This is a genomic window from Micromonospora sp. NPDC049139 (genome assembly GCF_055586845.1).
Genome location: NZ_JBVJHK010000002.1, coordinates 40,810 through 66,215 on the forward strand (window position 1 = coordinate 40,810; position 25,406 = coordinate 66,215).

Annotated in this window: 22 protein-coding genes and 1 pseudogene; 10 read left to right on the top strand and 13 right to left on the bottom strand. The window is 73.0% G+C overall.

The window, feature by feature from the left end; translation table 11 throughout:
• Positions 1–23: 23 nt before the first annotated feature.
• Genes ACZ6Q9_RS03740 through ACZ6Q9_RS03750 form a run of 3 tightly spaced genes read right to left on the bottom strand, consistent with a single transcriptional unit; the run spans position 24 to position 3,584 of the window.
• Positions 24–1,361 carry an FAD-dependent oxidoreductase gene (locus ACZ6Q9_RS03740; RefSeq protein WP_393260739.1) on the bottom strand — a complete coding sequence of 446 codons (1,338 nt, stop codon included), beginning with the start codon at positions 1,359–1,361 and terminating at the stop codon, positions 24–26.
• Positions 1,358–2,665 carry a kynureninase gene (kynU, locus tag ACZ6Q9_RS03745; protein ID WP_393260742.1) on the bottom strand — a complete coding sequence of 436 codons (1,308 nt, stop codon included), beginning with the start codon at positions 2,663–2,665 and terminating at the stop codon, positions 1,358–1,360. Before kynU ends, ACZ6Q9_RS03740 begins: the two co-directional genes overlap by 4 nt.
• 19 nt (positions 2,666–2,684) lie before the next feature.
• Entirely contained in the window at positions 2,685–3,584 is a 900-nt protein-coding gene (locus ACZ6Q9_RS03750; protein ID WP_396827634.1) for a tryptophan 2,3-dioxygenase, read from the bottom strand.
• Positions 3,585–3,753: 169 nt separating this feature from the next.
• On the opposite strand from ACZ6Q9_RS03750, the gene ACZ6Q9_RS03755 reads away from it, so the two are divergent.
• The 3 genes from ACZ6Q9_RS03755 to ACZ6Q9_RS03765 all read left to right on the top strand — a co-directional run bounded on the left by ACZ6Q9_RS03755 (position 3,754) and on the right by ACZ6Q9_RS03765 (position 5,708).
• Positions 3,754–4,209, top strand: coding sequence for an Lrp/AsnC family transcriptional regulator (locus ACZ6Q9_RS03755; protein WP_396827636.1), 456 nt, complete (start codon positions 3,754–3,756; stop codon positions 4,207–4,209).
• Positions 4,210–4,346: 137 nt separating this feature from the next.
• Positions 4,347–4,823 (top strand): hypothetical protein, encoded by a 477-nt coding sequence (locus ACZ6Q9_RS03760; protein WP_357695731.1) that lies wholly within the window; start codon positions 4,347–4,349, stop codon positions 4,821–4,823.
• Between the two features lie 12 nt (positions 4,824–4,835).
• Positions 4,836–5,708: a class F sortase gene (locus tag ACZ6Q9_RS03765; RefSeq protein WP_396827637.1), complete on the top strand. Its 873-nt coding sequence runs from the start codon at positions 4,836–4,838 to the stop codon at positions 5,706–5,708.
• An 18-nt stretch (positions 5,709–5,726) separates the two neighbouring features.
• On the opposite strand, the gene ACZ6Q9_RS03770 is transcribed toward ACZ6Q9_RS03765, so the two are convergent.
• The 3 genes and pseudogenes from ACZ6Q9_RS03770 to ACZ6Q9_RS03780 form a co-directional block, all read right to left on the bottom strand.
• On the bottom strand, positions 5,727–6,260 hold the full coding sequence (locus tag ACZ6Q9_RS03770; protein WP_396827639.1) for an HNH endonuclease: 534 nt from the start codon (positions 6,258–6,260) through the stop codon (positions 5,727–5,729).
• Between the two features lie 354 nt (positions 6,261–6,614).
• Positions 6,615–6,797, bottom strand: a pseudogene (locus tag ACZ6Q9_RS03775) (GntR family transcriptional regulator); the annotation flags it as partial.
• 217 nt (positions 6,798–7,014) lie between these two features.
• The gene (locus tag ACZ6Q9_RS03780) at positions 7,015–7,314 is read right to left on the bottom strand and encodes a DUF6342 family protein (protein ID WP_393260756.1); all 300 of its coding nucleotides are present in this window, start codon (positions 7,312–7,314) and stop codon (positions 7,015–7,017) included.
• 397 nt (positions 7,315–7,711) lie between these two features.
• Here ACZ6Q9_RS03780 and ACZ6Q9_RS03785 point away from each other — a divergent pair, with 397 nt between their 5' ends.
• From ACZ6Q9_RS03785 to ACZ6Q9_RS03800, 4 genes are all read left to right on the top strand, one after another.
• Positions 7,712–7,963 carry a hypothetical protein gene (locus tag ACZ6Q9_RS03785; RefSeq protein WP_393451348.1) on the top strand — a complete coding sequence of 84 codons (252 nt, stop codon included), beginning with the start codon at positions 7,712–7,714 and terminating at the stop codon, positions 7,961–7,963.
• Positions 7,964–8,182: 219 nt separating this feature from the next.
• Positions 8,183–9,235, top strand: coding sequence for a mechanosensitive ion channel family protein (locus ACZ6Q9_RS03790; protein ID WP_393451345.1), 1,053 nt, complete (start codon positions 8,183–8,185; stop codon positions 9,233–9,235).
• Positions 9,236–9,475: 240 nt separating this feature from the next.
• Positions 9,476–10,900, top strand: coding sequence for an MFS transporter (locus tag ACZ6Q9_RS03795; protein ID WP_396827642.1), 1,425 nt, complete (start codon positions 9,476–9,478; stop codon positions 10,898–10,900).
• Positions 10,901–10,991: 91 nt separating this feature from the next.
• Positions 10,992–11,381 carry a globin gene (locus ACZ6Q9_RS03800; protein WP_393261638.1) on the top strand — a complete coding sequence of 130 codons (390 nt, stop codon included), beginning with the start codon at positions 10,992–10,994 and terminating at the stop codon, positions 11,379–11,381.
• A gap of 128 nt (positions 11,382–11,509) precedes the next feature.
• Here ACZ6Q9_RS03800 and ACZ6Q9_RS03805 read toward each other — a convergent pair whose 3' ends face one another.
• The 4 genes from ACZ6Q9_RS03805 to ettA all read right to left on the bottom strand — a co-directional run bounded on the left by ACZ6Q9_RS03805 (position 11,510) and on the right by ettA (position 15,081).
• Entirely contained in the window at positions 11,510–12,097 is a 588-nt protein-coding gene (locus ACZ6Q9_RS03805) for a type III secretion system chaperone family protein (protein ID WP_350708519.1), read from the bottom strand.
• A gap of 149 nt (positions 12,098–12,246) precedes the next feature.
• A complete protein-coding gene (locus tag ACZ6Q9_RS03810) occupies positions 12,247–12,960 on the bottom strand; it encodes a DUF8185 domain-containing protein (RefSeq protein WP_393451339.1) in 714 nt (237 codons plus the stop codon).
• Positions 12,957–13,403 carry an acyl-CoA thioesterase gene (locus ACZ6Q9_RS03815; RefSeq protein WP_357695622.1) on the bottom strand — a complete coding sequence of 149 codons (447 nt, stop codon included), beginning with the start codon at positions 13,401–13,403 and terminating at the stop codon, positions 12,957–12,959. Before ACZ6Q9_RS03815 ends, ACZ6Q9_RS03810 begins: the two co-directional genes overlap by 4 nt.
• Before the next feature lies 1 nt (position 13,404).
• Complete coding sequence (ettA, locus tag ACZ6Q9_RS03820; RefSeq protein ID WP_393260766.1) at positions 13,405–15,081, bottom strand: energy-dependent translational throttle protein EttA; 1,677 nt, start codon at positions 15,079–15,081, stop codon at positions 13,405–13,407.
• 325 nt (positions 15,082–15,406) lie between these two features.
• On the opposite strand from ettA, the gene ACZ6Q9_RS03825 reads away from it, so the two are divergent.
• A complete protein-coding gene (locus ACZ6Q9_RS03825) occupies positions 15,407–16,807 on the top strand; it encodes an alpha,alpha-trehalose-phosphate synthase (UDP-forming) (protein WP_350708526.1) in 1,401 nt (466 codons plus the stop codon).
• A 38-nt stretch (positions 16,808–16,845) separates the two neighbouring features.
• Entirely contained in the window at positions 16,846–19,410 is a 2,565-nt protein-coding gene (otsB, locus tag ACZ6Q9_RS03830) for a trehalose-phosphatase (protein WP_393451479.1), read from the top strand.
• Between the two features lie 156 nt (positions 19,411–19,566).
• On the opposite strand, the gene cobA is transcribed toward otsB, so the two are convergent.
• The 3 genes from cobA to cobC all read right to left on the bottom strand — a co-directional run bounded on the left by cobA (position 19,567) and on the right by cobC (position 23,145).
• A complete protein-coding gene (cobA, locus tag ACZ6Q9_RS03835) occupies positions 19,567–20,799 on the bottom strand; it encodes a uroporphyrinogen-III C-methyltransferase (RefSeq protein WP_396827646.1) in 1,233 nt (410 codons plus the stop codon).
• A gap of 64 nt (positions 20,800–20,863) precedes the next feature.
• Positions 20,864–21,976 carry a nicotinate-nucleotide--dimethylbenzimidazole phosphoribosyltransferase gene (gene cobT, locus ACZ6Q9_RS03840; protein ID WP_396828009.1) on the bottom strand — a complete coding sequence of 371 codons (1,113 nt, stop codon included), beginning with the start codon at positions 21,974–21,976 and terminating at the stop codon, positions 20,864–20,866.
• On the bottom strand, positions 21,976–23,145 hold the full coding sequence (gene cobC, locus ACZ6Q9_RS03845; protein ID WP_396827648.1) for an Rv2231c family pyridoxal phosphate-dependent protein CobC: 1,170 nt from the start codon (positions 23,143–23,145) through the stop codon (positions 21,976–21,978). Before cobC ends, cobT begins: the two co-directional genes overlap by 1 nt.
• 121 nt (positions 23,146–23,266) lie before the next feature.
• Between cobC and ACZ6Q9_RS03850 the strand changes: the two genes are divergently transcribed.
• Entirely contained in the window at positions 23,267–25,399 is a 2,133-nt protein-coding gene (locus tag ACZ6Q9_RS03850) for a transglycosylase domain-containing protein (RefSeq protein WP_393451330.1), read from the top strand.
• Positions 25,400–25,406 lie beyond the last annotated feature (7 nt).

Genomic DNA, 25,406 nt, shown 5'->3' on the forward strand with positions numbered 1-25,406 from the left:
CAGCCGGGGATCCCAGGTGACGGTCATCGACGCCTCCCTCGGTTGATCGCCACGCCGACCGCGCCGGCCAGCAGCGCCGCCGCGCCGGCGGCGACCGCCCCGAGCACCCGGTGCTGCCGGCGGACGCGGCGCACCACCTCGGCGTACGGGGTGGTCGAGAAGGACACCAGCTCGTACCGGGAAACGTACCGGCCCGGCAGCGCCCGTTCCAGCGCGTGTTCGACCTTCCGGCCGGCCTGGAACAGCGGGGAGGCCACCCTGTCCCGCATCTCCACGAAGTTGGCCAACGCCATCCGCGCGATGGCCTCGGCGTTGGCCTGCCGCCGCTGCTGGAACAGCGGCAGCGCCGCGGACCAGTCGTCGGCGCACTCGTCCAGGCAGCGGTCCAGCTCGACGACGTCCTCGAAGGCGCAGTTGGCGCCCTGGCCGTAGAACGGGACGATGGCGTGCGCCGCGTCGCCGAGCAGGCCGACCCGCCCGTCCGCCTGCCACGGCGTGCAGCGCACGGTGCCGAGCACGCCCACCGGGTTGTGCTGGTAGTCGTCGACGAGGTTCGGGGCGAGCGGCGGCAGGTCGGGGTAGTGCTCGGCGAAGTGCCGCTCGATCGCCGCGGGGCTGCCCAGCGAGGCGAAGCTGGCGGTGCCGTGGGTGGGCCAGAAGAGCGTGCAGGTGAACGAGCGGTCCGGGTTCGGCAGGGCGATCATCATCGAGGTGCCGCGCGGCCAGATGTGCAACGCGTCCGGGTCGAGGGCGAAGTCCCCGCCCAACGGCGGGATCGTCAGCTCCTTGTAGCCGTAGTCGAGGAAGTCCAGGCTCTCGGTCAACAGCCCGTACGCCAGCAACTGCCCGCGCACCGCCGAGCCGGCGCCGTCGGCGCCGAGGACGACCGACGCGCTGGCCGCGACCTTGCCCGCCGGGGTCTCGAAGGTCATCTCGCCGGTGGCCGGGTCGAGCCCGACCAGCCGGTGGTCGAAGGCGATCCGCACCCCGGGCAGGGCGGTGGCCGCGTCCAGCAGGGCGTTGTTCAGCGCACCCCGACTGATCGAGTTGATCGCCCGGTCGCCGGAGGCGCTGTACGACTGGAACTGCGGCTCCCCGTCGACCGGGTGGACCATCCGGCCGCGCATGGGCAGCGCGTCGGCGAGCACCTGCCCGTCGAGGCCGATGCGGCGCAGCGCGTCGAGGCCCCGCTCGGAGAGCGCCAGGTTGATCGAGCGTCCCCGCTCGACGGTGCCGGTACGCGGGTCGGGCCGCCGCTCGTAGAGCGCCACCGGGTAGCCGCGGCGGGCCAGGAAGCAGGCCAGCAGGCAGCCGGCCAGGCCGGCGCCGACCACCGCGATCTCGTCCCGTTCCTCGGTCATGACTTGACCTCCACCGTGGTGGCCAGCGCGTCGGCGACCCGCCAGCAGTCGTGGTACGTGGAGTAGAGCGGCACCGGGGCGAACCGGATGATGTCCGGTTCCCGGGCGTCGGCGATGACGCCGTGCTCGTGCCGCAGCCGCTTGGCCAGCCCGGCGGCGCTGCCCGCGCCGATCCGCACCGAGAGCTGGCAGCCCCGCCGCTCGGGCTCGCGCGGGGTGACCACGGTCAGCGGGCGGTCCGCGGTCACCCCGTCGAGCAGTCCGGCCAGGTAGCCGGTGAGCCGGATGCTGCGCTCGCGCAGCGCCGGCATGCCGACGGAGTCGAACAGCTCCAGCGAGGTCCGCACCGGACCCATCGCGAAGATCGGCGGGTTGGAGACCTGCCACGCCTCCACGGTGGCCGGCGGGCGGGAGACCGGGGTCATCTCGAACCGGGTCGCCGCGTCGGTGCTCCACCAGCCCTCGAAGCGCGGCAGCCCGGGGTCGCCCAGGTGCCGCTCGTGCACGAACACGCCGGCCAGCGCGCCAGGCCCGGAGTTGAGGTACTTGTAGGAGCACCAGGCGGCGAAGTCGACGTCCCAGTCGTGCAGGGCCAGCGGGACGTTGCCGGCGGCGTGCGCCAGGTCCCAGCCGACCACGGCCCCCGCCGCGCGGCCGGCGGCGGTGATCGCGGGGATGTCCATCAGCTCGCCGGTGAGGTAGTTGACCCCGCCGAGCAGCACCAGCGCCACCCGGTCGCCCTCGGCGGCCAGGTAGTCGGTCACGTCCTCGGTGCGCAGGGTGTCCTCGCCGTCGCGGGGGCGCAGCCGGACGACGGTGGCGTCCGGGTCCAGGCCGTGGAAGCGGGCCTGGCTGCGCACGGCGTAGCTGTCCGAGGGGAAGGCGCTGTCCTCGATGACGATCCGGGTCCGCGCCCCGGCCGGCCGGTAGAAGCTGACCATCAGCAGGTGCAGGTTCACCGTCAGGGAGTTCATCACCACGACCTCCGCCGGGGCGGCGCCGACCAGTCGCGCGGCGGGCGCCGTCAGCAGCTCGTGGTACGGCAGCCAGGGGCGCTCCGCCTCCAGGTGGCCCTCGACCCCCAGCCGGCTCCACGCGTCCAGGTCGGCGAGCAGCTCCCCACGGGTGGCCCGCGGTTGCAGGCCGAGGGAGTTGCCGGCCAGGTACGCGGCCTCGGGGTAGCGCCCGCCGTCGGCCGGCGGCACGTGGAACAGGTGGCGGTGCCCGGGGTCGGCGGCGTCGCGGCGGTGCGCCTCGGCCTCGCCGACGGCGAACCCGGAAGAGTCTGGTGCGGGGGTGTTCATGGGGTGTCTCGCTCTCCGGTCACATCGCGGTCCGGGCCGACCACAGCTCGGGGAAGACCACCCGGGCCATGCTGCGCTGCAACCACGCCAGTCCGGCGGAGCCGCCGCTGCCGACCTTGGCGCCCATTGTGCGCTGCACCGCCTTGACGTGGTGTTGTCGCCAGTCGCCGAACTGCTCGGCGACCTCGGTCAGCGCCTCGCCGAGCAGCCGGAGGTGGTTGTCCGGCCCGGCGTCGGCGTAGATCCGCACCCAGGCCGTCTCGACGGCGGCGTGCGGCTCGTGCTCGACGGCGACGTCCCGGTCCAGCAGGTCGGCCGGGAGGTCGTGGCCGTGCCGGGCGAGCAGCGCGAGCACGTCGTCCCAGACGCTCGGCGCGGCCAGGGTGGCCCGCAGCTCGGCGTGCACCTCGGCCTGGCGCCGGAACGGCCGGATCAGCGCCTCGTCCCGGAGCCCGAGCAGGAACTCCAGGTGCCGGTACATCGCCGACTGGAAGCCGGAGCCCTCGCCCAGCAGGTTGCGGAACCGGTTGAAGTCGGCCGGGGTCATCCAGCGCAGCCCCTTCCAGGCGGCGTTCAGCGCCTCCAGGTGCAGGGCGGCGCGGCGCAGCGGGGCCAGCGCGTCCCACACCCGGTCGACGCGCAGCAGCCGCTGGGTCTCGCGCAGCTCGTGGCAGGTCAGCCCGAAGTACAGCTCCATGATCTGGCTGACCATCAGGAAGGACATCTCGCCCGGGTCGTCGCTCAGCGGTCGCTGCAACCGGTGCAGCGTGCTGGCCTGCACGTACGCGTCGTACGGCACCCGCTCGGCGAACTCCAGGGTCGGCTCCCCGCCGTTGCGGGCCGCCCGGGCGGCGCGCTGCCGCGGGGTGACCGGGCGTACCGCCGCCCGGGTGGGCTCCCGCAGGTCCGTCTGCTCCACCGGTCCTCCTCTGCTCGCTGGGGTGCGCCGGCCTGGCCGGGCCGGGTGACCGACATGATCTCGCGGTGGAACGGGCAGACGGAATGCCGGATCGACGGCTCTGCCGCCCTCCGACCTGCGGCGCGGAAGGTGCGAGCGCGATTCGGCTTGGAGAAAGTAAGGTCGCCTCATGGACGACATGGACTGGGCGCTGCTGCGGGAGTTGCAGGCCGACGCGCGCCTCTCCTTCAGCGAGCTGTCCCGGCGGGTGCACCTGTCGCCGCCGGCCGTGGCCGAGCGGGTGCGCCGGCTGGAGGAGGCCGGGATCATCACCGGCTACCACGCCCACGTCGACCTGGCCCGGGCCGGCCGCACGGTGGTCGCGTTCATCCGGATGTCCTGCTACGGCTCGCGGTGCATCCTGCACGACCCCGAGGTGGCGGGGTGGCCGGAGATCCTGGAGATCCACCGCATCACGGGCGACGCGTGCAGCATGCTGAAGGTGGCGGCCGGGTCGATCCGGGAGTTCGAGGCCGTCATCGACCGGCTCGCCCCGTACGGCCAGCCGTCCAGCACGATGGTCCTGTCCACGCCGCTGGACTGGCACCCCGTCACGCCGCTGTCCTCCTCCCCCCGCCATCGCTGACCGCGATCCGGGTTTGCCCCGGGGCCAGCGGGAAAGCAGGCGCTGTTACCCGGGGAGGATTCCGGTGATCGTCACCGGAAGGGGGGATCATGCCGGTGTTCACAGCGTTCACACGTGCCCTGACCAGCGCCCTGTCCGTGTTGGGCCTGGTCGGGGCGTTCGTCCTGATCACGATCGCGCCCGCGCGGGCGGGCGAGAACACCTTCGTCGAGGTGGTGCCCAACAGCGCCCAGGCCGGCACCCGGGTCAGGATCCGGGCCAGTTGCGACAACGCCAACAACCGCCAGGCCACCGTACGCTCCGACGCCTTCGGGGGACCGGTGGTGCTGCGGCCCGACAACGGTTTCCTGACCGCCCAGGCCACGATCCCGGGCAACAAGCAGCCCGGGGACTTCCCGGTCGACCTGCGCTGCGACAACGGCAACACCGCGACGACCACGCTCACGGTGCTGAACATGGAGCAGCCCACGAAGGGGCCGGCGACCGGGGGCGGCGGCACCGCCGGCGGCACGGGCACCGGCTCGGTGCTGCTGGTGGGCGGCCTCGCCGCGGTGGCCCTGGCGGTGGGCTTCGGATTCCTCGGCAACCGTCGTCGGACCGGGACCGGTTCCTGACCCGCCGCCGCCATGGCCCGCTCCCAGAGGCGTACCAGGCGATCCGATCCGGGCCGGGTCAGGCGATCCGATCCGGGCCGGGTCCGGGCGACCACCCGGCGGGCGCTGCAGGCGTCCCGCCGGGCCGCGGCCGCCACCGCCCGCCGGCTGCGGCGGGTGGCCGGGGAGACGGTCTCGGCCAGCGTCGCCACCACCGACCCGGCGGTCGGGCCGCTGCCCGCCCGACCCCGGCACCGCTGGGTTGCCGCCGGTCGCCGGCTGGCTCCCGGCCGGAACCCCGGGCTCCCGGTCCTGGTGATCGGGACGCTGATGGTGCTGATCATCGCGATGCTCGCCGTGGAGCGGGTCGCCGGCGTGAGCGTGCTGCCGGACCGGTTCATCGCGGGGCTGCGGCCACCGCCGAAGAAGTTCCCGGTGCTGCCCGCCAGCCCTCCCGTCGACATCACCATCGACCCGATCGACGTCCGGGCGCCCGTACACGACGTCGGCATCGCCCCGGACGGCAGCATCGGCGTGCCGGACGCCGCCCGCGCCCAGGAGGCCGGCTGGTACGACCAGGGCCCGACCCCCGGGCAGTACGGCCCGGCCGTCATCGTCGGGCACGTCGACACCTCGACCGGGCCGGCGGTCTTCCACAAGCTGCGGGACCTGCGGGAGGGCGACCCCATCGAGATCACCCGCGCGGACCGCTCGGTGGCGGTCTTCGAGGTGGACACGGTCGAGCGCTTCGGCAAGGAGCGGCTGCCCGTCGACGAGGTCTTCGGCGACTTCAGCCGCCCCCGGCTACGCCTGATCACCTGTGGCGGGCGCTGGGTCGGCGGGGAGACCGGCTACGCCGACAACGTGGTGGTCTTCGCGTCCCTCGTCCGATCCCGCACCGCCTGACCGGGGCGGCCTCGCGGGTCAGGCGGCCTCGGACTCACACAGGTCGAGCCAGTCGGCCCAGCGGGGGTCGGGCGCCCGGTGGCCGAGGACCCGCCAGGCGGTGCCCTTCGGGGCGGCCGGCAGCGCGTGCAGCCGCCAGCCCAGCTCGGCCGGGGTCTTGTCGCCTTTGGTGTGGTTGCACCGGGCGCAGGCCGCGACGACGTTCTCCCAGACGTGCCGGCCGCCACGGCTGCGCGGAAAGACGTGGTCGATGGTCTCGGCGGGGCCCCGGCAGTAGGCGCAGCGCCAGCCGTCCCGGGCGAAGATCGCCCGCCGGGAGAGCCCGACGTGGGTGCGGTAGGGCACCCGCACGAAGCGGGTGAGCCGGACGACCGACGGCACCGGCAGCGCGTTGCGGGCGCTGTGCAGGACGCCGTCGCCGTCGGCGACACAGACCGCCTTGGCGGAGAGCACGAGGATGGCGGCACGACGCACGGACACGACACACAGCGGCTCGTAGGTGGCGTTGAGGACCAGCGCACCGGAGCCCACCGTGGGTCGTATGTCAGGCATCGCGATCACCCTCCCGGTTCAGCGGCCCCGCACTCACCACCGCCGACCGGGAACGGGCACAGCGACCCACCGCGGCCGACGCCGGCCGGATCACCGACGTCCGTGCGCCCATCGTCCCTGATCGGCCCCCGGATTGCACGTACTAATGTCGGAAGCCAGGTAGGCATCACCCGGAAACCGGCAGATCCACCCCCTGAGCAGGGGCGGACTCCTCCAATCCCGTCGACGTTCACGCCCGATTTTCAAACTCGGTCCCGCCGGATCCGCGTCCGATGATCATGAATACACATTGGAATTCGTAAATTTGATCAAGGTAGCTCAAGATCACTGAAGGGCCTGACGTGAAGCGGGAAGCATCGTTCGCCGCACGGGCGCCCGCGCAGGGCCGCACTCCGGCACCAACTGAGACTCGGACGGGATCGCCCGGTTGGGCTGCCAGTCGCCGCGCTCGATCCGGGCGGCAAGGATGCCGGCCGGTCGCCGATACGGCGGCAGCGGCGCCCCGTGAGCGATGCGGGCCTCCGGGTCCTCCGTCAATCGCGTAGCGCAACCAGCACCGGCCCTCCGCCATCACGTCACCTTCGTCCCACACCCCGTGGAACGGGTCCGCCCTCCAGGACCGGCGGAGCGCTCCGGTGGGGTGCCGCGGCACGCCGCGCCGGCCGACGCTCCATCAACTCGACAGACCCGCCCGGCATGGCACGGGAGCACCCGCCGGTGCGGGCGCTCCCGTGGTGTCACGTTCGCGTCGTTATCAGTACTGCAGATTCGTCTGCATTTCCGTGACGCGGCCGGCGATCTGCAGATTGCCGTCGGAATCCAGCACGGCAATGATCTTCTTCTGGCTTCCGTGGTGGGTGGTGAAGAAAATCTTGTCGGCCTCCTGGCTGGTGCTGTGGTTGGTGTTCACCGACAACTCGATGCTGACCGGGGAGCTGATCAACACGTCCCGCTTGGGTGAGTTCGGGTAGCACTGATTCTGCCGCAGCATGATTCGCCCATGGGTGTCACCCTCGTCCCAGTCCGTGGCCACGCCCAAGTCCACATCCGGCATCGAAGTCTCCCTTCCCTGACTCGCGAGAATTTCCCGCGTTCGAGGGCAAGCCTATGGCTTATATAGACGACCGCGAGTGTCGGCTATATTGCCGAGCCGATTAATAGCTTGGTTACCGCCAGTTAAAGGTGATGCAGTCAGGACCCGATCAGGGGCTCAGGGAAGGTGGCGGTATGACCGTCGCGAGTGGTTGCGGGCTGACGCGCCCTCCCCGCCCGGGACCCCTAATTTACGGCCACCCCCCAGACAAACGCCCCCCGAAACCGCCCTCTCAGGCAGTGACCACTGCTTCACCCTCGCCATCGCGGATCGAGCCCAACGCGGCCGTTACCGATAAGGCACTCACCGACAATCCTCTCGACGACATGAGCCTCAAGCAATTCCTGCGCTGAATATCATGGGCACCGAAATGGTGCCGAACGAGAATCAGGTGCTCAAGCTTGTCGAGGTGGCGCCCGGACGTTCCGCGCGGCTACCTGGCCAGGAACTGGTGAGGGATTGCGCCGCGGTGAGGTGTTGGGCATGGAGGATAGTGCTGCGGCGCCTCGACGTCATTCACGGAGAACTGCACGCCGTGCAACAGTTGCGGCGTTCCGTCGAACATTTCGGACTGGATGCCGAAGAAGGACCGGCGGGGCGGCCTGGTTAGACAGCTTCCCCGGGTCGCCGAGGGTGGGCCGCCCATGCACCATCGCCAACCGGGGATCGCACGTACTCATCCGGGGTCCCTCCGGAAGCGTTTCCCCCGTCCGCCACGATGACCGGTTCGCCCTCGTACGGCCGGCGTGACCCGGCATCGCGCGGGGCCCCGGTCACGGCCCGGAGGGTCGGCGGGAATGCGAGGCCCCCGGTGCGGTACGAAGACAGCGTGACCGCTGCCAGCCTCCTGCCGCTCGCCCTGCCCGCCGTCGAGGCGCCGGCGCCGGACCCGTCGCCGACCTGCCTGGACGACGCGCTCTGCCGGAGCGTCTTCGACATCACCAACTCGGTGTGGTTCGCCGAGGGCAGCTACTGGATCCTGCTCAAGCCGCTGCGGATCGTCATGATCCTGCTGCTGGCGGTCGCCGCCCGGTGGCTGGTGCACCGGACGATCAGCCGGTTGGTGCGTACCACCACCGACGCGGGCGTGCCCACCATGCTGCGGCCCCTGCGCGAGCGGATCCCCACCGCTGCCGCGGAGCCGGGCGAGTTCGTCCCGGAGCGGCGCCGCCAGCGGGCCGAGGCGATCGGGTCGGTGCTGCGCAGCCTCAGCACGGCGTTCATCTTCGGCATCGCGGTGCTGATGGTGCTCAAGGAGTTCAGCTTCGACCTGGCCCCGCTGCTCGCCAGCGCCGGCATCGCGGGCGTGGCGCTCGGCTTCGGCGCGCAGAGCCTGGTCAAGGACCTACTCGCCGGCCTGTTCATGCTGATCGAGGACCAGTACGGCGTCGGCGACACGGTGGACCTCGGCGAGGCGACCGGCGTGGTGGAGTCGGTCGGGTTGCGGGTCACCACGGTCCGCGACGGGCGGGGCGTGCTCTGGTACATCCGCAACGGCGAGATCGTCCGGGTGGGCAACAAGAGCCAGGGCTGGGCCCTGGTCGTGGTGGACCTGCCGATCGGCTTCGCCGGCACCGAGCAGGCCACGGCGGTGCTGCGGACCGCGGCCGCCTCGGTGGCGGTGGACCCGGAGCTGGCGCCGGAGATCGTCGAGCCGCCCGAGGTGCTGGGCGTCGAGCAGATGACGGTCGAGGGCGCAGTGATCCGTACGGTGGTCAAGACGACCGCCGACGGGCAGTTCGCGGTCGGCCGGGAGCTGCGGCGCCGGCTGGCCGAGGCGCTGGAGAACTCGGGCATCACCGCGAAGATCGCGGCCGCCCGGCTCTATCCCGGCGTGCCGATCGCCGCCCCCGGCGAGACCGGGCAGGGCGGCGCGACCTGAGCCGGCCGGGAAGGCCATCGGCGGGGGTCGCGGTCCGGGCGGCCCCTCGGGTATCGTCCGTTCGTTCAGTCGGAGATGCGACGATCAATCCGTTCGCCCTAGCCAGTTGTCAGACGATCGGGCAGAATCCGGTGCACGCGCTCCCCCAGAGCGTGATCACGTCCTCGCTGATCCGTGAATCTGACGACGGTTCCCGGGCCCGTCCATCACGAGTGGACCGCCCCGGGAACGATGGAGGCGATGGTGCCCGACCAGCGACCATCCCCGGAAGGGCCGGCAACCTTCCGTGAGGTGTTCGCCGATCGCGAATACCGCGCCGTCTTCGCGGCGAGCGCTCTCTCCTGGATCGGCGACTACATCGCCAAGGCCGCGGTAACCCTGCTGGTCTACGAGGCGACCCGGTCGGTCGCGCTCTCCGCGGCCGCGTTCGCGGTGAGCTACCTGCCCTGGCTGGTCGGCGGCCCCCTGCTCGCGACGCTCGCGGAGCGGCACCGCTACCGGCAGGTCATGGTGGTCTGCGACCTCGTCCGGATGGTGCTGATGGTCGGCATCGCCATCCCCGGCATGCCCGTCCCGCTGATCCTGGCCCTGCTCTTCGCCACCACCCTGGCCAACCCACCCAGCCAGGCCGCCAAGTCCGCGCTGATCCCCCTGATCCTCACCGGGGACCGGCTGGTGTTGGGGCTGTCGATCAACAGCAGCGTGGGCCAGGCCGCCCAGGTCGTCGGCTACCTCGCGGGCGCCGCCATCGCCGCCTTCAGCCCCACGGCCGCGCTCCTGGTGAACGCGGCGACGTTCGCCCTGTCGGCCGCGCTGGTCCGCTTCGGGGTGGCGGACCGCCCACCGGCGATGACCGCCGCGCACCGCAGCCACCTGTTGCGGGAGACCGCCGAGGGCTTCCAGATCGTGTTCGGCACCCCGGTGCTGCGGGCCATCGCCGTCCTGGTCTTCGCCGCCATGCTCTTCTCCGTGGTGCCGGAGGGCCTGGCCGCCGCCTGGGCCAGCGAGCACGCCGGTCCTCTGGACGCCGGCGCCGCCCAGGCGATCATCATGGCGGCCAGCCCCGTCGGTTTCATCGTCGGCGGCCTCGTGATGAGCCGGGCGTTCGGGCCGGACCGGCGGCTGACCATGATGCGGCCGTTGGCGGTGCTCTCCCCGCTGGCCCTGGTGCCGGCCCTGCTCGACCCGCCACCGCTGGTGGTGGCGCTGCTCGCCGCGGCCTCCGGGTTCGCGGTGGCCGGCATGCTCCCGGTGGCCAACGGCCTCTTCGTCCGGGCCCTGCCCACCGGCTTCCGGGCGCGCGCCTTCGGGGTGATGGCCACCGGCCTCCAGGTGATCCAGGGCCTGGCCGTCCTGATCACCGGGCTGCTGTCCGAGCGCTACCCGATCCCGATCGTGGTCGGGGTGTGGAGCGCGGTCGGCGTCCTGCTGATGGCGCTCACCGCCCTGCGCTGGCCGAGCCAGCCGGCCGTCGACGCGGCCGTCGCGGCGGCCGAGGCGGCGGGCAGGGCGACAGCGGGCACGGCGGTCCCGCTGGCCGGCAGTGCCGGTACGGAGACGGGCCCGTCGGGGGACGGCCGGCGCGGTCCGTCGGAGCAGCTCGACGGCGACCCGGTGGGCGGCCGGCCGGGCGAGCCGGGCTACCAGCGGCACGCGGTGAGCTGACGCACAGCCGCCACCCCCCGACGCCCCGGATGGCACCTGGCAGGATGGAACGGTGAATGCCGCAGGTGAGTCCGACCGTCCCGGCGCGTCGATGACCCTCTTCGAGGCGGTGGGCGGCGAGCCCACCTTCCGCAAGCTGGTGGACGAGTTCTACGCCGGGGTCGCCACCGACCCGCTGCTGCGCCCCATGTATCCCGAGGAGGACCTCGGCCCCGCCGCGGACCGACTGGCCCTGTTCCTCATGCAGTACTGGGGCGGCCCGCACACGTACTCCGCCCAGCGCGGGCACCCCCGGCTGCGGATGCGCCACGCGCCGTTCCGAATCGGCGCCGCCGAGCGGGACGCGTGGCTGCTGCACATGCGCCGCGCCGTCGACCGGCTCGACCTGCCGCCGGAGATCGCCACCGCGTTCTGGGACTACCTGGAGCGGGCCGCGTACTTCATGGTCAACATGATGGAGGACCCGGCCGGGCCCGCCTGACCGCGCGCCAGGTGGGCGCGGGGGTCGGCCCTGCGCCGAGCCGCGTCAGCCGGGACGGCCCCGGCTCGGCGCAGGGCCGCCTCGGCTCGCAGCACGGCCGCCTTCGCTCGCAGCACGGCCGCCTCGGCTCAGAGCAGGGCACCCTCGTCGTGCAGCCAGTCGACGAAGCTGGTGGCGACCGCCGCGCCACAGTCGAGCATCTCGACCAGGAGCGCGTCGTGCGCCCCGGCGCCGAACGGCACCTGCAGCTCCGCGTAGATCGGCAACTGCCCGCGCTCCGTCGGGTCGCCGATGTAGGCCTTGCAGAAGCGGCGGGTGTGGTTCCACTCGTTGACCACCCGGTAGGCCCGGTCGGCCCAGTCGGGCGGCACCGTCGCGTGTGGACGGGCCCGCATCACCAGGATCTCGTCCTCGGGGCCCTCCAGGGTGACCAGCACCGCGTGCCGCTCCCACATGGCCAGCAGGTTCCCGTCGCCGTCGGCCAGGTAGCGCACGTCGAGCAGGTCGAGCGCGTCGCAGACACGGCGCAGGGTGACCGGCTCGACGGTGGCCGGCATGTCCGCCATCACGGGCCGCTCGGCCGCCGGGCAGTCGTCTCCCGGCTGACGGGGGGCCGGTGGTCCGACCCGGACGGTGCCCTCCACTGTGATCCCGCTCCGACTGTCCGGATCGCCGCCGCCGTTGGCGGGACCGGGGCGCCATGACCACCACGGCATCGTTCGCGCACCTCACTCCCCAGCGGATCCAGCCGCCTACGGTGCGTTGGATCCGAGGATGGACGGTACCCGGACAGCCGGGTTGAAGCACCCCCCCAACGACAGCCCCAGGACAGAAGAATGACCATGGGTCATCCGAACGGATGACCTCAGAGGGGCCGGACGGAAAGATCCGTAGCCTTCTGCGACCAGATCGCTCCGTATGGTCCCACAAGTCCGACCCAACGGCCGACCGTGCGCACCTGGACGTCGCCCGCGCCGGTCGCGCCGGCAGCCTCCCCGGCGGCGCCCAGGAAGCCCATCCGGACCAACCCCTGGACCATCCGCTGGGTCACCTCGACCGGCTCGCCGGGCGGGTCGTCGGGGGTGACGACCACCGGCACGTGGTCGAGCAGCGCGTCGCGCAGCGCCCGCTGGCCGACCGCCCGGCCGGCCACGCCGTGCGCGGCGGCGTCGCGCAGGGTGCCCGCCGCCGCCGCGGCGATCCGCCGCAGTTCCCCCGCCGGCAGCGTCTCCACCCGTCGGCTGGCCGGGGGCGGCAGCGGCCAGCGCCACCGCTCGTCCCGGCGCCGGGGCAGCGCCCCACCGCCGGCCGCCAGCTCGGCGAGGAGTTCGCCGGCCCCGACGGTGACGTCGCCGGGGCCGTCGCCGGCCACGGTGCGGACGACCAGCACCCCCCACGGCAGGTGCCCCCAGAGGGCCGTACGCCCCGCCACGCCGGTCGGCCGCAGCCGCACCGGCGCGTCCCGGTCCAGCCGCACCAGGCGGGCGAGGAAGGCTCCCGCGTCGGCCGCGTCCACGATCCCGTGCCCGCCGCCGGCCGCGCCCGCCGGAGTGGGGGCCGGTCCCCCGGCCCCCGTCATGCCGGCCCGAGCCGCGGCGCGTACGAGAGCAGGAACTCGCGCTCCTCCGGGCTGACCCGCCGGGGCGTCTGCCGGGTCAGGTCGAACGGCACCAGCACGGAGCGGGCCCGGCTGGCCAGCACGTCGCCGTCGTACAGCTCGTAGGCGACCGTGAAGGACGCGGCCCGGATCTCCTCCACCCACAGCTCGATGCGCACCGTCGGAGCCGCCTCGGCGGTGGCCCGGCCGAGGGCGTAGTCGACCGGGCGCAGGTAGTCGACCTCGTGCCGACGGATCACGACCCCGTCGGCGAGCGAGCCCACGCCCCACGCCCGGCCGCCGGCGAACATCAACGCCACCCGCGCCTCCTCGTAGAGGGTGAGGAAGCGGGAGTTGTTGACGTGGCCGTACGCGTCCAGGTCCGACCACCGCAGGGTGCAGTGGTAGACAAAGCGGTCCGCCACGTCAGTCGCGGGTCAGCTTGCGGTAGGTCACCCGGTGCGGGCGGGCCGCCTCGGCGCCGAGCCGGTCGATCTTGTTCTTCTCGTACGCCTCGAAGTTGCCCTCGAACCAGAACCACTTGGCCGGGTTCTCGTCGTCGCCCTCCCAGGCCAGGATGTGCGTGGCGACCCGGTCGAGGAACATCCGGTCGTGGGAGATGACCACGGCGCAGCCGGGGAACTCCAGCAGCGCGTTCTCCAGGCTGCCGAGCGTCTCGACGTCGAGGTCGTTGGTCGGCTCGTCGAGCAGGATCACGTTGCCGCCGATCTTCAGCGTCAGCGCCAGGTTGAGCCGGTTGCGCTCGCCGCCGGAGAGCACCTTGGTCGGCTTCTGCTGGTCCGGGCCCTTGAAGCCGAACGCCGCGATGTACGCCCGGGACGGCATCTCGACCTTGCCGACCAGCAGGTGGTCCAGCCCGTCGGAGACCGTCTCCCAGACCGTACTGTCCCCCGCCAGGCCGGCCCGGCTCTGGTCGACGTACGACAGCGAGACGGTGTCGCCGACCTTCACCGAGCCGGAGGTCGGCTCCTCCAGCCCGACGATGGTCTTGAACAGGGTGGTCTTGCCGACGCCGTTCGGGCCGATCACGCCGACGATGCCGTTGCGCGGCAGCGAGAACGACAGGCCGTCGATCAGCACCCGGTCGCCGAACGCCTTGACCAGGCCGTTGACCTCGATCACCGTGCTGCCCAGGCGGGGACCCGGCGGGATCTGGATCTCCTCGAAGTCCAGCTTGCGGGTCTGCTCCGCCGCGGTGGCCATCTCCTCGTACCGCTCGAGCCGGGCCTTGGACTTGGTCTGCCGGGCCTTGGCGTTGGAGCGGACCCACTCCAGCTCCTCGTCGAGGCGCTTCTTCATCTTGGCGTCGCGGCGCCCCTCGACGGCCATCCGGGCGGCCTTCTTCTCCAGGTAGGTGGAGTAGTTGCCCTGGTAGCCGATGGCCCGACCGCGGTCCAGCTCCAGGATCCAGCCGGCCACGTTGTCGAGGAAGTACCGGTCGTGGGTGATCGCGATGACCGTGCCGGCGTACTTGGCCAGGTGCTGCTCCAGCCACTGCACGCTCTCCGCGTCGAGGTGGTTGGTGGGCTCGTCGAGCAGCAGCAGGTCGGGCGCCTCCAGCAGCAGCTTGCAGAGCGCGACCCGGCGGCGCTCGCCACCGGAGAGCTTGGTGACGTCGGCGTCCGGCGGCGGGCAGCGCAGCGCGTCCATGGCCAGCTCGAGCTTGGAGTCGACGTCCCACGCGTCGGCGTTGTCCAGCTCCTCCTGGAGCCGGCCCATCTCCTCCATCAGCTCGTCGGAGTAGTCGGTCGCCATCTGCTCGGCGATCTTGTTGAACCGCTCCAGCTTGGCCTTGATCTCGGCGACCGCCTCCTCGACGTTGCCGAGGACGGTCTTGGCGTCGTTGAGCGGCGGCTCCTGGGCCAGCATGCCCACGGTGTAGCCGGGCATGAGCCGGGCCTCGCCGTTGCTCGGCCGGTCCCACCCTGCCATGATCTTGAGGAGGCTGGACTTACCGGCGCCGTTCGGGCCGACCACACCGATCTTGGCCCCCGGGAGGAAGCTCAGCGTCACGTTGTCGAGCACGACCTTGTCGCCGTGCGCCTTGCGCGCCTTTTCCAGGACGTAGATGTACTGGGCCACGGTGCGGGCTACCTCCGTAGGTTGCGACTGGGGGCCGGCGGGCGCGGGCTGCGACTTCCGTCCGCCGCCGCCGGCCGCTGGCCGGCCGCACGCACGCCGTCGTCAATCCTGACAGGTACGCGCCGCCGCGCCCACATCACCCCGCCCCGCCGGCCGGCCGGGCGCGCCGCGTCGCCGCCGCCGACCGGCACTGTCGACAAGATCACGTACGGGGTTGCGCCGACGTGGACCGGGTAGGTGACTCCGGCACGGGGCCCCAGACGCCGCAGCTAGGCTCAGTACGCTCATTCGCGGTTGACCCGTCAGCACCCGGAGGTGGCCGAACGTGACCGTCCGCAGCTCCTTTGTCGTAGTGGCGAACCGGCTACCGGTCGACGAGGTGAGCACACCCGAGGGACGGCAGTGGCGCCGCAGCCCCGGGGGGTTGGTGACCGCGCTGCACCCCGTCCTCGCCGAGCACCAGGGCACCTGGGTCGGCTGGGCCGGCGGCACCGGCGCCGCCCCCGAGCCCTTCGACCTGGAGGGCATCCGGCTGCACCCGGTGCCGCTGAGCGCGGAGGAGCTGGAGCGCTACTACGAGGGCCAGTCCAACGCGACGATCTGGCCGCTCTACCACGACGCGGTGGAGACGCCGGCCTACAAGCGCCGCTGGCGCGAGGCGTACCGCCTGGTCAACGCCCGCTTCGCGGAGGCCGCGGCGGAGGTCGCGGCCGAGGGGGCGACGGTCTGGGTCCAGGACTACCAGCTCCAGCTCGTCCCGGCGATGCTCCGCGAGCTGCGGCCCGACCTGCGGATCGGCTTCTTCCTGCACATCCCGTTCCCGCCGATCGAGCTGTTCATGCAGATGCCGTTCCGCACCGAGATCCTGCGCGGCCTGCTCGGCGCGGACCTGGTCGGGTTCCAGCAGCGGCTCGCCGCGCAGAACTTCGTCCGGCTGGCCCGGCACCTGCTCGGGCTGCGCTACGAGGGCCAGATGATCCAGGTCGACGGCCGCCAGGTGAAGGCCGGCGCGTTCCCCATCTCGATCGACACCAAGGAGATGGAGCGGCTGGCCGCGGACCCGGCGATCCAGGCCCGCGCGAAGGAGATCCGCGAGGAGCTGGGCAACCCGAAGACGATCATCCTGGGCGTCGACCGGCTCGACTACACCAAGGGCATCGAGTTGCGGCTCAAGGCCTTCCGCGAGTTGCTCGCTGACGGAAAGTTGACAGTCCCGGACGCGGTTATGGTGCAGGTGGCCACGCCCAGCCGCGAGCGGGTCGAGCACTACCAGGCGCTTCGCGTCAAGGTAGAGCGGGAAGTTGGTCGGATTAATGGCGAATTCGGCAGGGTCGGCGTGCCGGCGGTGCATTATCTGCATCAGTCGTACAGTCGCACTGAACTGGCCGCGATGTACGCCGCTGCCGACGTGATGATGGTGACCCCGCTCCGAGACGGAATGAATCTGGTGGCCAAGGAGTACGTCGCATCACGCGCCGACCAGGGTGGTGCGCTCGTGCTCAGTGAGTTCGCCGGCGCGGCCACCGAGCTGCGTCAGGCGTTCCTGTGCAACCCGCACGACCCCGACGCGGTCAAGGACGCCCTGCTGCGGGCCGTGCATGTCGAGAAGCCGGAGGCCCGCCGCAGAATGCGGACTATGCAACGCCATCTACGCGCCCACGACGTGGGGCACTGGGCCAAGTCCTTCCTCACCGAGCTCGGTGTGCCCGAGGCGGAGGAAGCGTGAACGCCGTCAGCGACATCGTCACGCCCGCGGCGGGCACGATGGACCCTGAGCTGCGCGCCGCCATCGGCCGGATCGCCCGGGTGCCACAGCTCCTGATCGCCTGCGACTACGACGGCACCCTGGCGCCGATCGTGGAGGACCCGAGCAAGGCCGTCCCGCTGCCGGAGTCGGTGGCCGCCGTCCGGGCGCTGGCCGCCCTGCCCCAGACCACCGTGGCGGTGGTTTCCGGGCGGGCCCTGCGCGACCTGGCCGCGCTCTCCCGGCTGCCCAGCGAGGTGCACCTGGTCGGCAGCCACGGCTCCGAGTTCGACATCGGCTTCGTCGAGCGGCTCTCCCCCGAGCTGATCGCCGTGCGCACCCGGCTGCGCGACGCGCTGCGCGAGATCGCCACGGCCCACCCGGGCATCCGGCTGGAACGCAAGCCGGCGAGCGTCGCGGTGCACACCCGCGGGGTCGACCCGCAGGTCGCCGCCGCCGCCATCGAGGCGGTCCGCACCGGCCCCGCCACCTGGGCGGACGTCACCGTCACCCAGGGCAAGGAGGTCATCGAGCTGTCGGTGGTCGCCACCCACAAGGGCACGGCCGTCGACCAGCTGCGCACCCAGCTCTCCGCCAGCGCGGTGCTCTTCATCGGCGACGACGTCACCGACGAGAACGCCTTCGGCAACCTGCACGGGCCGGACGTCGGCATCAAGATCGGCCCCGGCGACACCCAGGCCGACTACCGGGTGGCCGACCCGATCGAAGCCGCCCGGGCCCTCGGCCTGCTGCTCGAGACCCGCCGGCACTGGCTCTTCGGCGAGCGGGCGGTGCCGATCGAGCGGCACTCGATGCTGGCCAACGGCCGCACCGTGGCGCTGCTCACCCCCGAGGCCAAGATCACCTGGCTCTGCCACCCCAAGCCGGACTCGGCGGCGATCTTCGCCGACCTCGTCGGCGGCAGCCCGGCCGGGCACTTCAGCGTCGCCCCCGAGCGTGGGGGCATCCCGCTCGGCCAGCGCTACCGCTCGGGCACGATGACCGTCGAGACCCGGTGGTCGGGCCTGACCGTCACCGACTGGCTGGACAAGCCGGCCACCGAGACCACACCCGACGGCCCGGCCGTCATCACCGGCGACTCGACCCTCGTCCGGGTGCTCACCGGCTCCGGCCGGGTCCGGCTGGAGTTCGCGCCCCGGCCCGAGTTCGGCCAGGTCGCGGTGCAGTTGCAGCCGCTCGACGACGGCCTGCTGGTGCTCGGCTCCAACGAGCCGGTCGCGCTCTACTCCCCCGGGGTCGAGTGGCAGGTCAGCAGCGACGGCGGCAACTACGAGACGGCCAAGGCGGTCGTCGACCTCTCCGCCGCCGGCGGGCAGGTCGTGCTGGAGCTGCGCTTCGCCACGCACAGCCTGGAACACCACCGGCTGCCGGTCCACGAGCGGCAGGCCCTCGCCGAGCAGCCGTGGAAGGACTGGGTCGCCTCGCTCCGGCTGCCCAACACCGCGCGGGACATGGTGGCCCGCAGTGCGCTGACCCTGCGGGGGCTCTGCCACGAGGCCACCGGCTCGATCCTCGCCGCCGCGACCACCTCGCTGCCCGAGGAGCTGGGCGGCGTCCGCAACTGGGACTACCGCTACTGCTGGCTGCGGGACGCGGCGATGACCGCGCGGGCGCTGGTCGACCTGGGCTCGATCGAGGAGGCCGAGGCGCTGCTGCGCTGGGTCGACGGGTGCATCGAGCGCACCGGCGGGCACCCGGAGCGGCTGCACCCGCTCTACACCGTGGACGGCTACGAGCTGGGCGCCGAGGCGGTCATCGACACGTTGCCCGGCTACGCCGGCTCCCGGCCGGTCCGCGTCGGCAACCTCGCCAACCACCAGCTCCAGCTCGACGTCTTCGGCCCGATCGCGGACCTGATCGCCGCCGTCGCCGACGCCCGGGGCTCGGTCCGCGAGGACGAGTGGCGGGTGCTGGAGAACATGGTCGAGGCGGTCCGCCGCCGCTGGCACGAGCCCGACCACGGCATCTGGGAGGCCCGCCTCCCCCCGCGGCACCACATCTTCTCCAAGGTCATGTGCTGGATGACCGTCGACCGGGCACTGCACGTCGTACGCCAGCACGGCGGCGAGGACCGGCCGGAGTGGGTGGAGCTGCGCGACCGGATCGGCGCCAACGTGCTGGAGTACGGCTGGCACGAGACCGTCGAGGCGTACAGCGTCGCGTACGGGGACGAGGACATGGACGCCTCGTCGCTGTGGATCGGGCTGTCCGGCCTGCTCCCCGGCGACGACCCGCGCTTCCTCTCCACGGTGCTGCGGATCGAGGCGGACCTGCGCAGCGGCCCGGTCGTCTACCGCTACCACTGGGACGACGGCCTGCCGGGGCGCGAGGGCGGCTTCCACATCTGCACCGCGTGGCTGATCGAGGCGTACCTGCGCACCGGGCGGCGTACCGACGCCGAGGAGCTGTTCGCGCAGATGGTGGACACCGCCGGCCCGACCGGCCTGCTCCCCGAGCAGTACGACCCGCTGGCCGAGCGCGGGCTGGGCAACCACCCGCAGGCGTACAGCCACCTCGGCCTGATCCGCTGCGCCCTGCTGCTGGACAACATGCTCAAGCAGTGACCTGACCAGTTCACCCGACGACGGCCGGAGCCCCGTGCTCCGGCCGTCGTCGTCTCTCTTCCCCCACCCCCGGGTCGATCATGAAGTTGTTACCGCCCGCCTCGGCGTGTCGCGACAACAACTTCATGATCAACGAGCGCTGCAGGGGCGGGGAATTCAGGTGCGGAGGGCGTCGACCACGTTGCCGATGACCACGACGGCCGGGGGACGAAGGTTCGCGGCGACCGCGTCGGCGGCGACGTCCGCCAGGGTCGACCGGAGCACCCGCTGTGAGCCGGTCGTCGCTTCCTGCACCACCGCGGCCGGCGTCTCGGCCGGGCGGCCGTGCGCGACCAGCGTCGCGGTGATCGCGGCGAGGTTCTTCAGCCCCATCAGGACGACCAGCGTGCCGCGCAGCCCGGCCAGCGCGTCCCAGCGAACCAGGGAGGCCGGCGAGTCGGGTGCGACGTGCCCGGAGACCACCGTGAACTCGTGGGCCACCGCCCGGTGGGTGACCGGGATGCCGGCCGCGGCCGGTGCCGCGACGGAGCTGGTCACGCCGGGCACCACGGTCACCGGCACGCCCGCCGCCGCGCAGGCCAGCAGCTCCTCGCCGCCCCGGCCGAAGACGTACGGGTCGCCGCCCTTGAGCCGCACCACGAACTTCCCGGCCAGCGCCCGGTCCACCAGGATCCGGTTGATCTCCTCCTGGGCCCGGGACGGCCCGTACGGGATCTTCGAGGCGTCCACGAGTTCCACGTCGGCGCGCAGCTCGTCGAGGAGCAACCCCGGCACCAGCCGGTCGGCGACCACCACGTCCGCCTCGGTGAGCAGCCGCCAACCCTTGACGGTGATCAGCTCCGGGTCGCCGGGCCCGGCCCCGACGAGCGCCACCCGCCCGGCTCGGGTGTAAGGAAGGGTCCCTTCCTCTACCGCAGGCGTTAGTAGGGGGCCCTTCCTTACATCCAGCAGGTCGCGGATCGCTTCGCGGACGGCCATCGCCCGGCGCGGGTCGCCGCCGCCGAGCACCGCCACGGTCACCGGCCCGTGCCGGGTCACCGCCGGGGTCCAGGCGGTGGCGGCGGCCCGGTCGTCGGCGCGTACGCAGAAGATGCGGCGCTCGGCGGCGGCGGCGCTGACCGACGCGGCGGCGAGCGGGTCGTCGACCGCGACCTGGACCAGCCACGCGCCGTCCAGGTCGTCGGGGGCGAACCGGCGCGGCACCCAGTGCAGCCGTCCGGCGTCGACGTGCGACCGCAGCGCCGGGGTCAGCTCCGGCGCGACGAGGAAGACGTCCGCGCCGGCGTCGAGCAGGGCGGGCACGCGGCGGGTGGCCACCGTTCCCCCACCCACCACGACCACCCGCCGGCCGGCGAGCCGCAGGCCCAGGGGGTACGGGTTGTCGCTCACGCCGCCCCCTCGCTCCGCTCCCCGGCGCGGGGCGCCACGCCACTGATCCGGATGGTTCGCCCGCTCACTTCTCGGCCACCCCCGCCGAGTCGAAGGTGGCGACCTCGTGCAGCACCCGGACCGCGCCGGTGACCACCGGCAGCGCGAGCAGCGCGCCGGTGCCCTCGCCGAGGCGCAGCCCCAGGTCGATCAGCGGCTCCAGCCCCAGCCGGCGCAGCGCGACGGTGGCGCCCGGCTCGGCGGAGCGGTGCCCGGCCACCATGGCGGCCACGGCGTGCGGGGCGAGGGCCGCCGCGGCGAGGGCCGCGGAGACCGCGATGACCCCGTCCAGCAGGACCGGGGTCCGTCGGGCGGCGGCGCCCAGGATCAGTCCGGCCAGGGCGGCGTGCTCCAGGCCACCGACGGCGGCCAGCACGCCCAGCGGGTCGGCCGGGTCGGGGGCGTGCCGGCGCAGCGCGGTGCGCACCACCTCCACCTTGCGGGCGTACGTGGGGTCGTCGACCCCGGTGCCCCGCCCGGTCGTCTCCGCCGGGTCGATGCCGGCGAACGCGGCGATCAGGGCGGCGGCCGGCGTCGTGTTGCCGATGCCCATGTCCCCGGTGAGCAGGATGCCCGCGCCCGCGTCGACCAGCTCGCCGGCCACCCGGATGCCGGTTTCCACCGCCGCCCGGGCCTCGTCCCGGGTGAGCGCGGCCGTGACCGCCAGGTCCCGGGTGCCGGGTCGGACGTTCGCCGCGACCAGCCGGGGCACGTCCCGGCCCGGCGCGGCTCCGGTGGTACCCGCCCCGGCGGGGTCGGCCGCCGGCGCGTCGGGGACCGGCAGCGGGGTGGCCACGCCGACGTCGACCACGGTGACGGAGGCGCCGGCCTGCCGGGCGAACGCGTTGACCACCGCCCCGCCGGCCAGGAAGTTCCCGATCATCTGCGCGGTGACCTCCTGCGGCCAGGGGGTCACCCCCTGGGCGTGCACGCCGTGGTCGCCGGCGAAGATCGCGACCGCGGCCGGCTCCGGCAGCGGCGGCGGGCAGTGCCCGGCCAGGCCGGCGAGGCGTACGGAGAGCTCCTCCAGGGCGCCGAGCGAACCGGCCGGCTTGGTCAGGCGCCCCTGCGACTCCCGGGCGGCGGCCATCGCCGGCTCGTCCGGCGGCCGGATCGCCGCGATCGTGGTCTCCAGCATCATGCCTCCAGGATCTCCGCCAGTACCTCGGTGAACGCGTCGGTGGTGGCCGGGTCGCGCACGGCGATCCGCAGCCAGTCCGGCCCGAGACCGGGGAACGTGTCGCCCCGGCGCACCGCCCAGCCGCGCTGCCGCAGGGCGGCCCGCACCTGGGCGGCCCCGGGCAGGTGGACGAGCACGAACGCGCTGGCGGGCCGGCCGGCGACGCGTACGCCGGGCAGGGCCGACAGGCGGGCGACCAGGTGCGCGCGGTCGGCGGCGAGCCGGGCGGCGATGGCGCGCTCGGCCTCGACCGCGACGGGCGTGGCACAGGCCGACGCGGCGGCCAGGGCCGGGGTGGAGACGGCCCACAGCGGCTGGGCGGCGGCCAGCCGCTCCAGCAGCGCGGCCTCGCCGAGCAGGTAGCCGATCCGCAGGCCGGCCAGTCCCCAGGTCTTGGTGAGGCTGCGGACCACCACCAGGCCGGGCAGGTCCCGTCGGGCGGCCAGGGACTCCGGTTCGCCGGCCGCCCCCGCCGCGACCGTGGTGTCGGCGAACGCCTCGTCGACCACCAGCACCCGGCCGGGCCGGGCCAGCGCGGCCAGGTCGGCGGCGGGGTGCAGCACGGAGGTGGGGTTGGTCGGGTTGCCGATCATGACGAGGTCGGCGTCGGCGGGCACTCGGGCCGGGTCGAGCCGGAAGTCGTCGCCCGCGTCGAGCAGCACCCGCTCCACCTGGTGCCCGGCCGCGCGCAGCGCCGCCTCCGGCTCGGTGAACTGCGGGTGCACCACCACCGGCCGGCGTACGCCCCGCAGCGCCCGGGCCAGCAGCACGAAGCCCTCGGCCGCGCCCGCGGTCAGCAGCACCTCGGCCGGCGGGCGCCCGTGCCGGGCGGCGACGGCGGCCCGCGCCGGCCCCGGGTCGGGGTACGCGGCGAGGTCACCGAGGGCGGCGGTGACCGGGTCGGCCAGCCAGTCCGGCATGGTGTCCCGCCGCACGTTGACGGCGAGGTCGACCAGCCCGTCGCCCACCTCGGCGTCCCCGTGGTGGGTGAGGTCGGGCTCGTTTCCCTCGGGGTCGGGTGCGGGCCCGGCCGGGTCGGGTCCGGTCCGGGCGGGGTCGGGTGCGGGCCCCGCGGGGTCGGGTCCGGGCTCGGCGGCGGGGAGGGTCTCGGTCGGCTGACCACGCATGTCCGCGATCCTGCCGGGAAGGCGGCGCACGGGACAGCGGATCCCGGCGTGGGGCGCGTCACCACACGGGCGTTTATGAATATTTCTCAAGTGCGAATCGGAAATGTCATAACTTGACCCTGTGAGCAACCGACCCCTTGCTGCCGCTGGTCGTCTCGTTCCCCTTCTCCGCGCCGGGCTGATCGCCGGCATCGTGGTCGCCGCCGTGGCCTACCCGGTGGCCGCCGCCACCGGCCTCGGCGCGAAGGTCACGGCGCACGCCATGGAGCACAAGACCAAGATCCTCACCACCGCGCTGCCGGCCGAGACGTCGTACCTCTACGCGCCCGACGGCAAGACGGTGCTGACGATGTTCTACGAGGAGTACCGGCAGTACACGAAGCTGGCGGACATCTCGCCGAACATGCAGCAGGCGATCGTCGCCGCCGAGGACACCCGCTTCTACCAGCACCGGGGCGTCGACCCGAAGGGCGTCGCCCGCGCCTTCGTGGCCAACGCCCGCTCCAGCGGCGTCTCCCAGGGCGCCTCCACCCTCACCATGCAGTACGTCCGGATGGCGCTGCGCGACAGCGCGAAGACGCCGCAGGAGGTGCAGGAGGCCACCCAGCAGACCAGCCTGCGCAAGGTCCGGGAGATGCGGATGGCGCTGGACCTGGAGAAGGAGCTGAGCAAGGAGCAGATCCTTGAGCGCTACCTCAACTCCGCCTACTTCGGGCACCGGGCGTACGGCATCTACGCGGCCAGCGAGATCTTCTTCTCCAAGCCCCCGAAGGACCTCACGCCGGTCGAGGCGGCCACCCTCGCCGGGCTGGTGAAGTCCCCGTCCGAGTACGACCCGGCCAGCTCGGACCAGAAGGACGCCACCGGCCGGCGCAACTACGTGCTGGACCGGATGAGCCAGCTCGGCTACCTCTCGCCCGATGACGTGGCGCAGGCCAAGACCGAGCCGATCCGGCTGAAGCTGACCTACCCGCCGAACGACTGCGCGTCGGTGCCGGAGAAGTGGAACAGCTGGGGCTTCGCCTGCGACTACCTGAAGAACTGGTGGAGCGCGCAGCCCGCGTTCGGGGACAACCGGCTGGAACGGATGGACAAGCTGCGCCGGGGCGGCTACCGGATCGTGCTCAGCATGGATCCGAAGATCCAGGCGGCCGCCGAGCAGAACGTCGGCAGCAAGGAGAACACCGGCAGCCCGTTCGCCAACGGCATCGTGGTCTCCGAGCCCGGCACCGGACGGGTGAAGGCGATGGCGGTGAACCGGACGTACTCGCTGAAGCTGGACGAGAACCCGCCCAGCTCCAACCCGGAGGCCGGGCCGAACATCAAGGCGAACTACCCCAACACGGTGGCGCCCCTGCTCGGCGGCGGTGACCTGCCGGGCTACCAGGCCGGTTCGACGTTCAAGATGTTCCCCATGCTGGCCGCGCTGAACGCGGGCCTGCCGCTGTCCACCTCGTTCAACGCCCCGTACCGGTACCGCTCCGAGGTCTACAACGGCTGGGCGCCGTCCAACGCCAGCGGCGCGATGTCCGGGAACCAGACCATGTGGTCCGGCTTCGGCAAGTCGGTGAACACGTACTTCGTGTGGCTGGAGGAGCAGGTCGGCGCCGACAAGGCGGTCCGCCTCGCCGAGCAGCTCGGGCTGCGCTGGCGCACCGACGTCGACCGGGAGCACGCGTCCCCGGCGAAGGCGAAGACGTGGGGCGCGTTCACCCTGGGCGTCTCCGACGCCACCCCGCTGGAGATGGCGAACGCGTACGCCGCGATCGCCGCGGACGGCCGGTACTGCGAGGCGATCCCCGTGCAGGCGATCTACAACCGGGACGGCACGCCGACCACCTGGAAGACCGCCTCCGGGATCGAACGCGAGGTCGCCAAGCCGCGCTGCCGGCAGGTGGTGAACGCCGACGCGGCCCGGGCCGCCACCGACGCCGCCCGCTGCCCGACCGGCGACACCCCGGCCCGCGGGAGCTGCGGCGGCTGGTCGACGGCGGACAGCGTGCGGGGCACGGTCGGCCGGCCGGTCGCGGGCAAGACGGGCACCACCGACAGCACCCGGTCGGCCTGGTTCGTCGGCTACACCCCGGAACTGGCGGCGGCGAGCTTCATCTCCGACCCGGACAACCCGTTCAACGCGGTCGGTGACGGCCAGTCCCAGATCCCGATCGCCGCGGTCGCGGAGACCCTCCGTGACGCGCTCAAGGGGCAGCCGACCCGCCAGTTCACCCCGCCCTCGGACCGCATCGTCGGCTGACCACCGC

Excerpts from the sequence above, each read along its gene's own strand:
- ACZ6Q9_RS03740 (WP_393260739.1), bottom strand. The coding sequence starts at position 1,361 with ATGACCGAGGAACGGGACGAGATCGCGGTGGTCGGCGCCGGCCTGGCC.
- kynU (WP_393260742.1), bottom strand. The coding sequence starts at position 2,665 with ATGAACACCCCCGCACCAGACTCTTCCGGGTTCGCCGTCGGCGAGGCC.
- ACZ6Q9_RS03755 (WP_396827636.1), top strand. The coding sequence starts at position 3,754 with ATGGACGACATGGACTGGGCGCTGCTGCGGGAGTTGCAGGCCGACGCG.
- ACZ6Q9_RS03765 (WP_396827637.1), top strand. The coding sequence starts at position 4,836 with ATGGCCCGCTCCCAGAGGCGTACCAGGCGATCCGATCCGGGCCGGGTC.
- ACZ6Q9_RS03770 (WP_396827639.1), bottom strand. The coding sequence starts at position 6,260 with ATGCCTGACATACGACCCACGGTGGGCTCCGGTGCGCTGGTCCTCAAC.
- ACZ6Q9_RS03780 (WP_393260756.1), bottom strand. The coding sequence starts at position 7,314 with ATGCCGGATGTGGACTTGGGCGTGGCCACGGACTGGGACGAGGGTGAC.
- ACZ6Q9_RS03785 (WP_393451348.1), top strand. The coding sequence starts at position 7,712 with ATGGGCACCGAAATGGTGCCGAACGAGAATCAGGTGCTCAAGCTTGTC.
- ACZ6Q9_RS03795 (WP_396827642.1), top strand. The coding sequence starts at position 9,476 with ATGGTGCCCGACCAGCGACCATCCCCGGAAGGGCCGGCAACCTTCCGT.
- ACZ6Q9_RS03800 (WP_393261638.1), top strand. The coding sequence starts at position 10,992 with ATGACCCTCTTCGAGGCGGTGGGCGGCGAGCCCACCTTCCGCAAGCTG.
- ACZ6Q9_RS03805 (WP_350708519.1), bottom strand. The coding sequence starts at position 12,097 with ATGCCGTGGTGGTCATGGCGCCCCGGTCCCGCCAACGGCGGCGGCGAT.
- ACZ6Q9_RS03810 (WP_393451339.1), bottom strand. The coding sequence starts at position 12,960 with ATGACGGGGGCCGGGGGACCGGCCCCCACTCCGGCGGGCGCGGCCGGC.
- otsB (WP_393451479.1), top strand. The coding sequence starts at position 16,846 with ATGGACCCTGAGCTGCGCGCCGCCATCGGCCGGATCGCCCGGGTGCCA.
- cobT (WP_396828009.1), bottom strand. The coding sequence starts at position 21,976 with ATGCTGGAGACCACGATCGCGGCGATCCGGCCGCCGGACGAGCCGGCG.
- cobC (WP_396827648.1), bottom strand. The coding sequence starts at position 23,145 with ATGCGTGGTCAGCCGACCGAGACCCTCCCCGCCGCCGAGCCCGGACCC.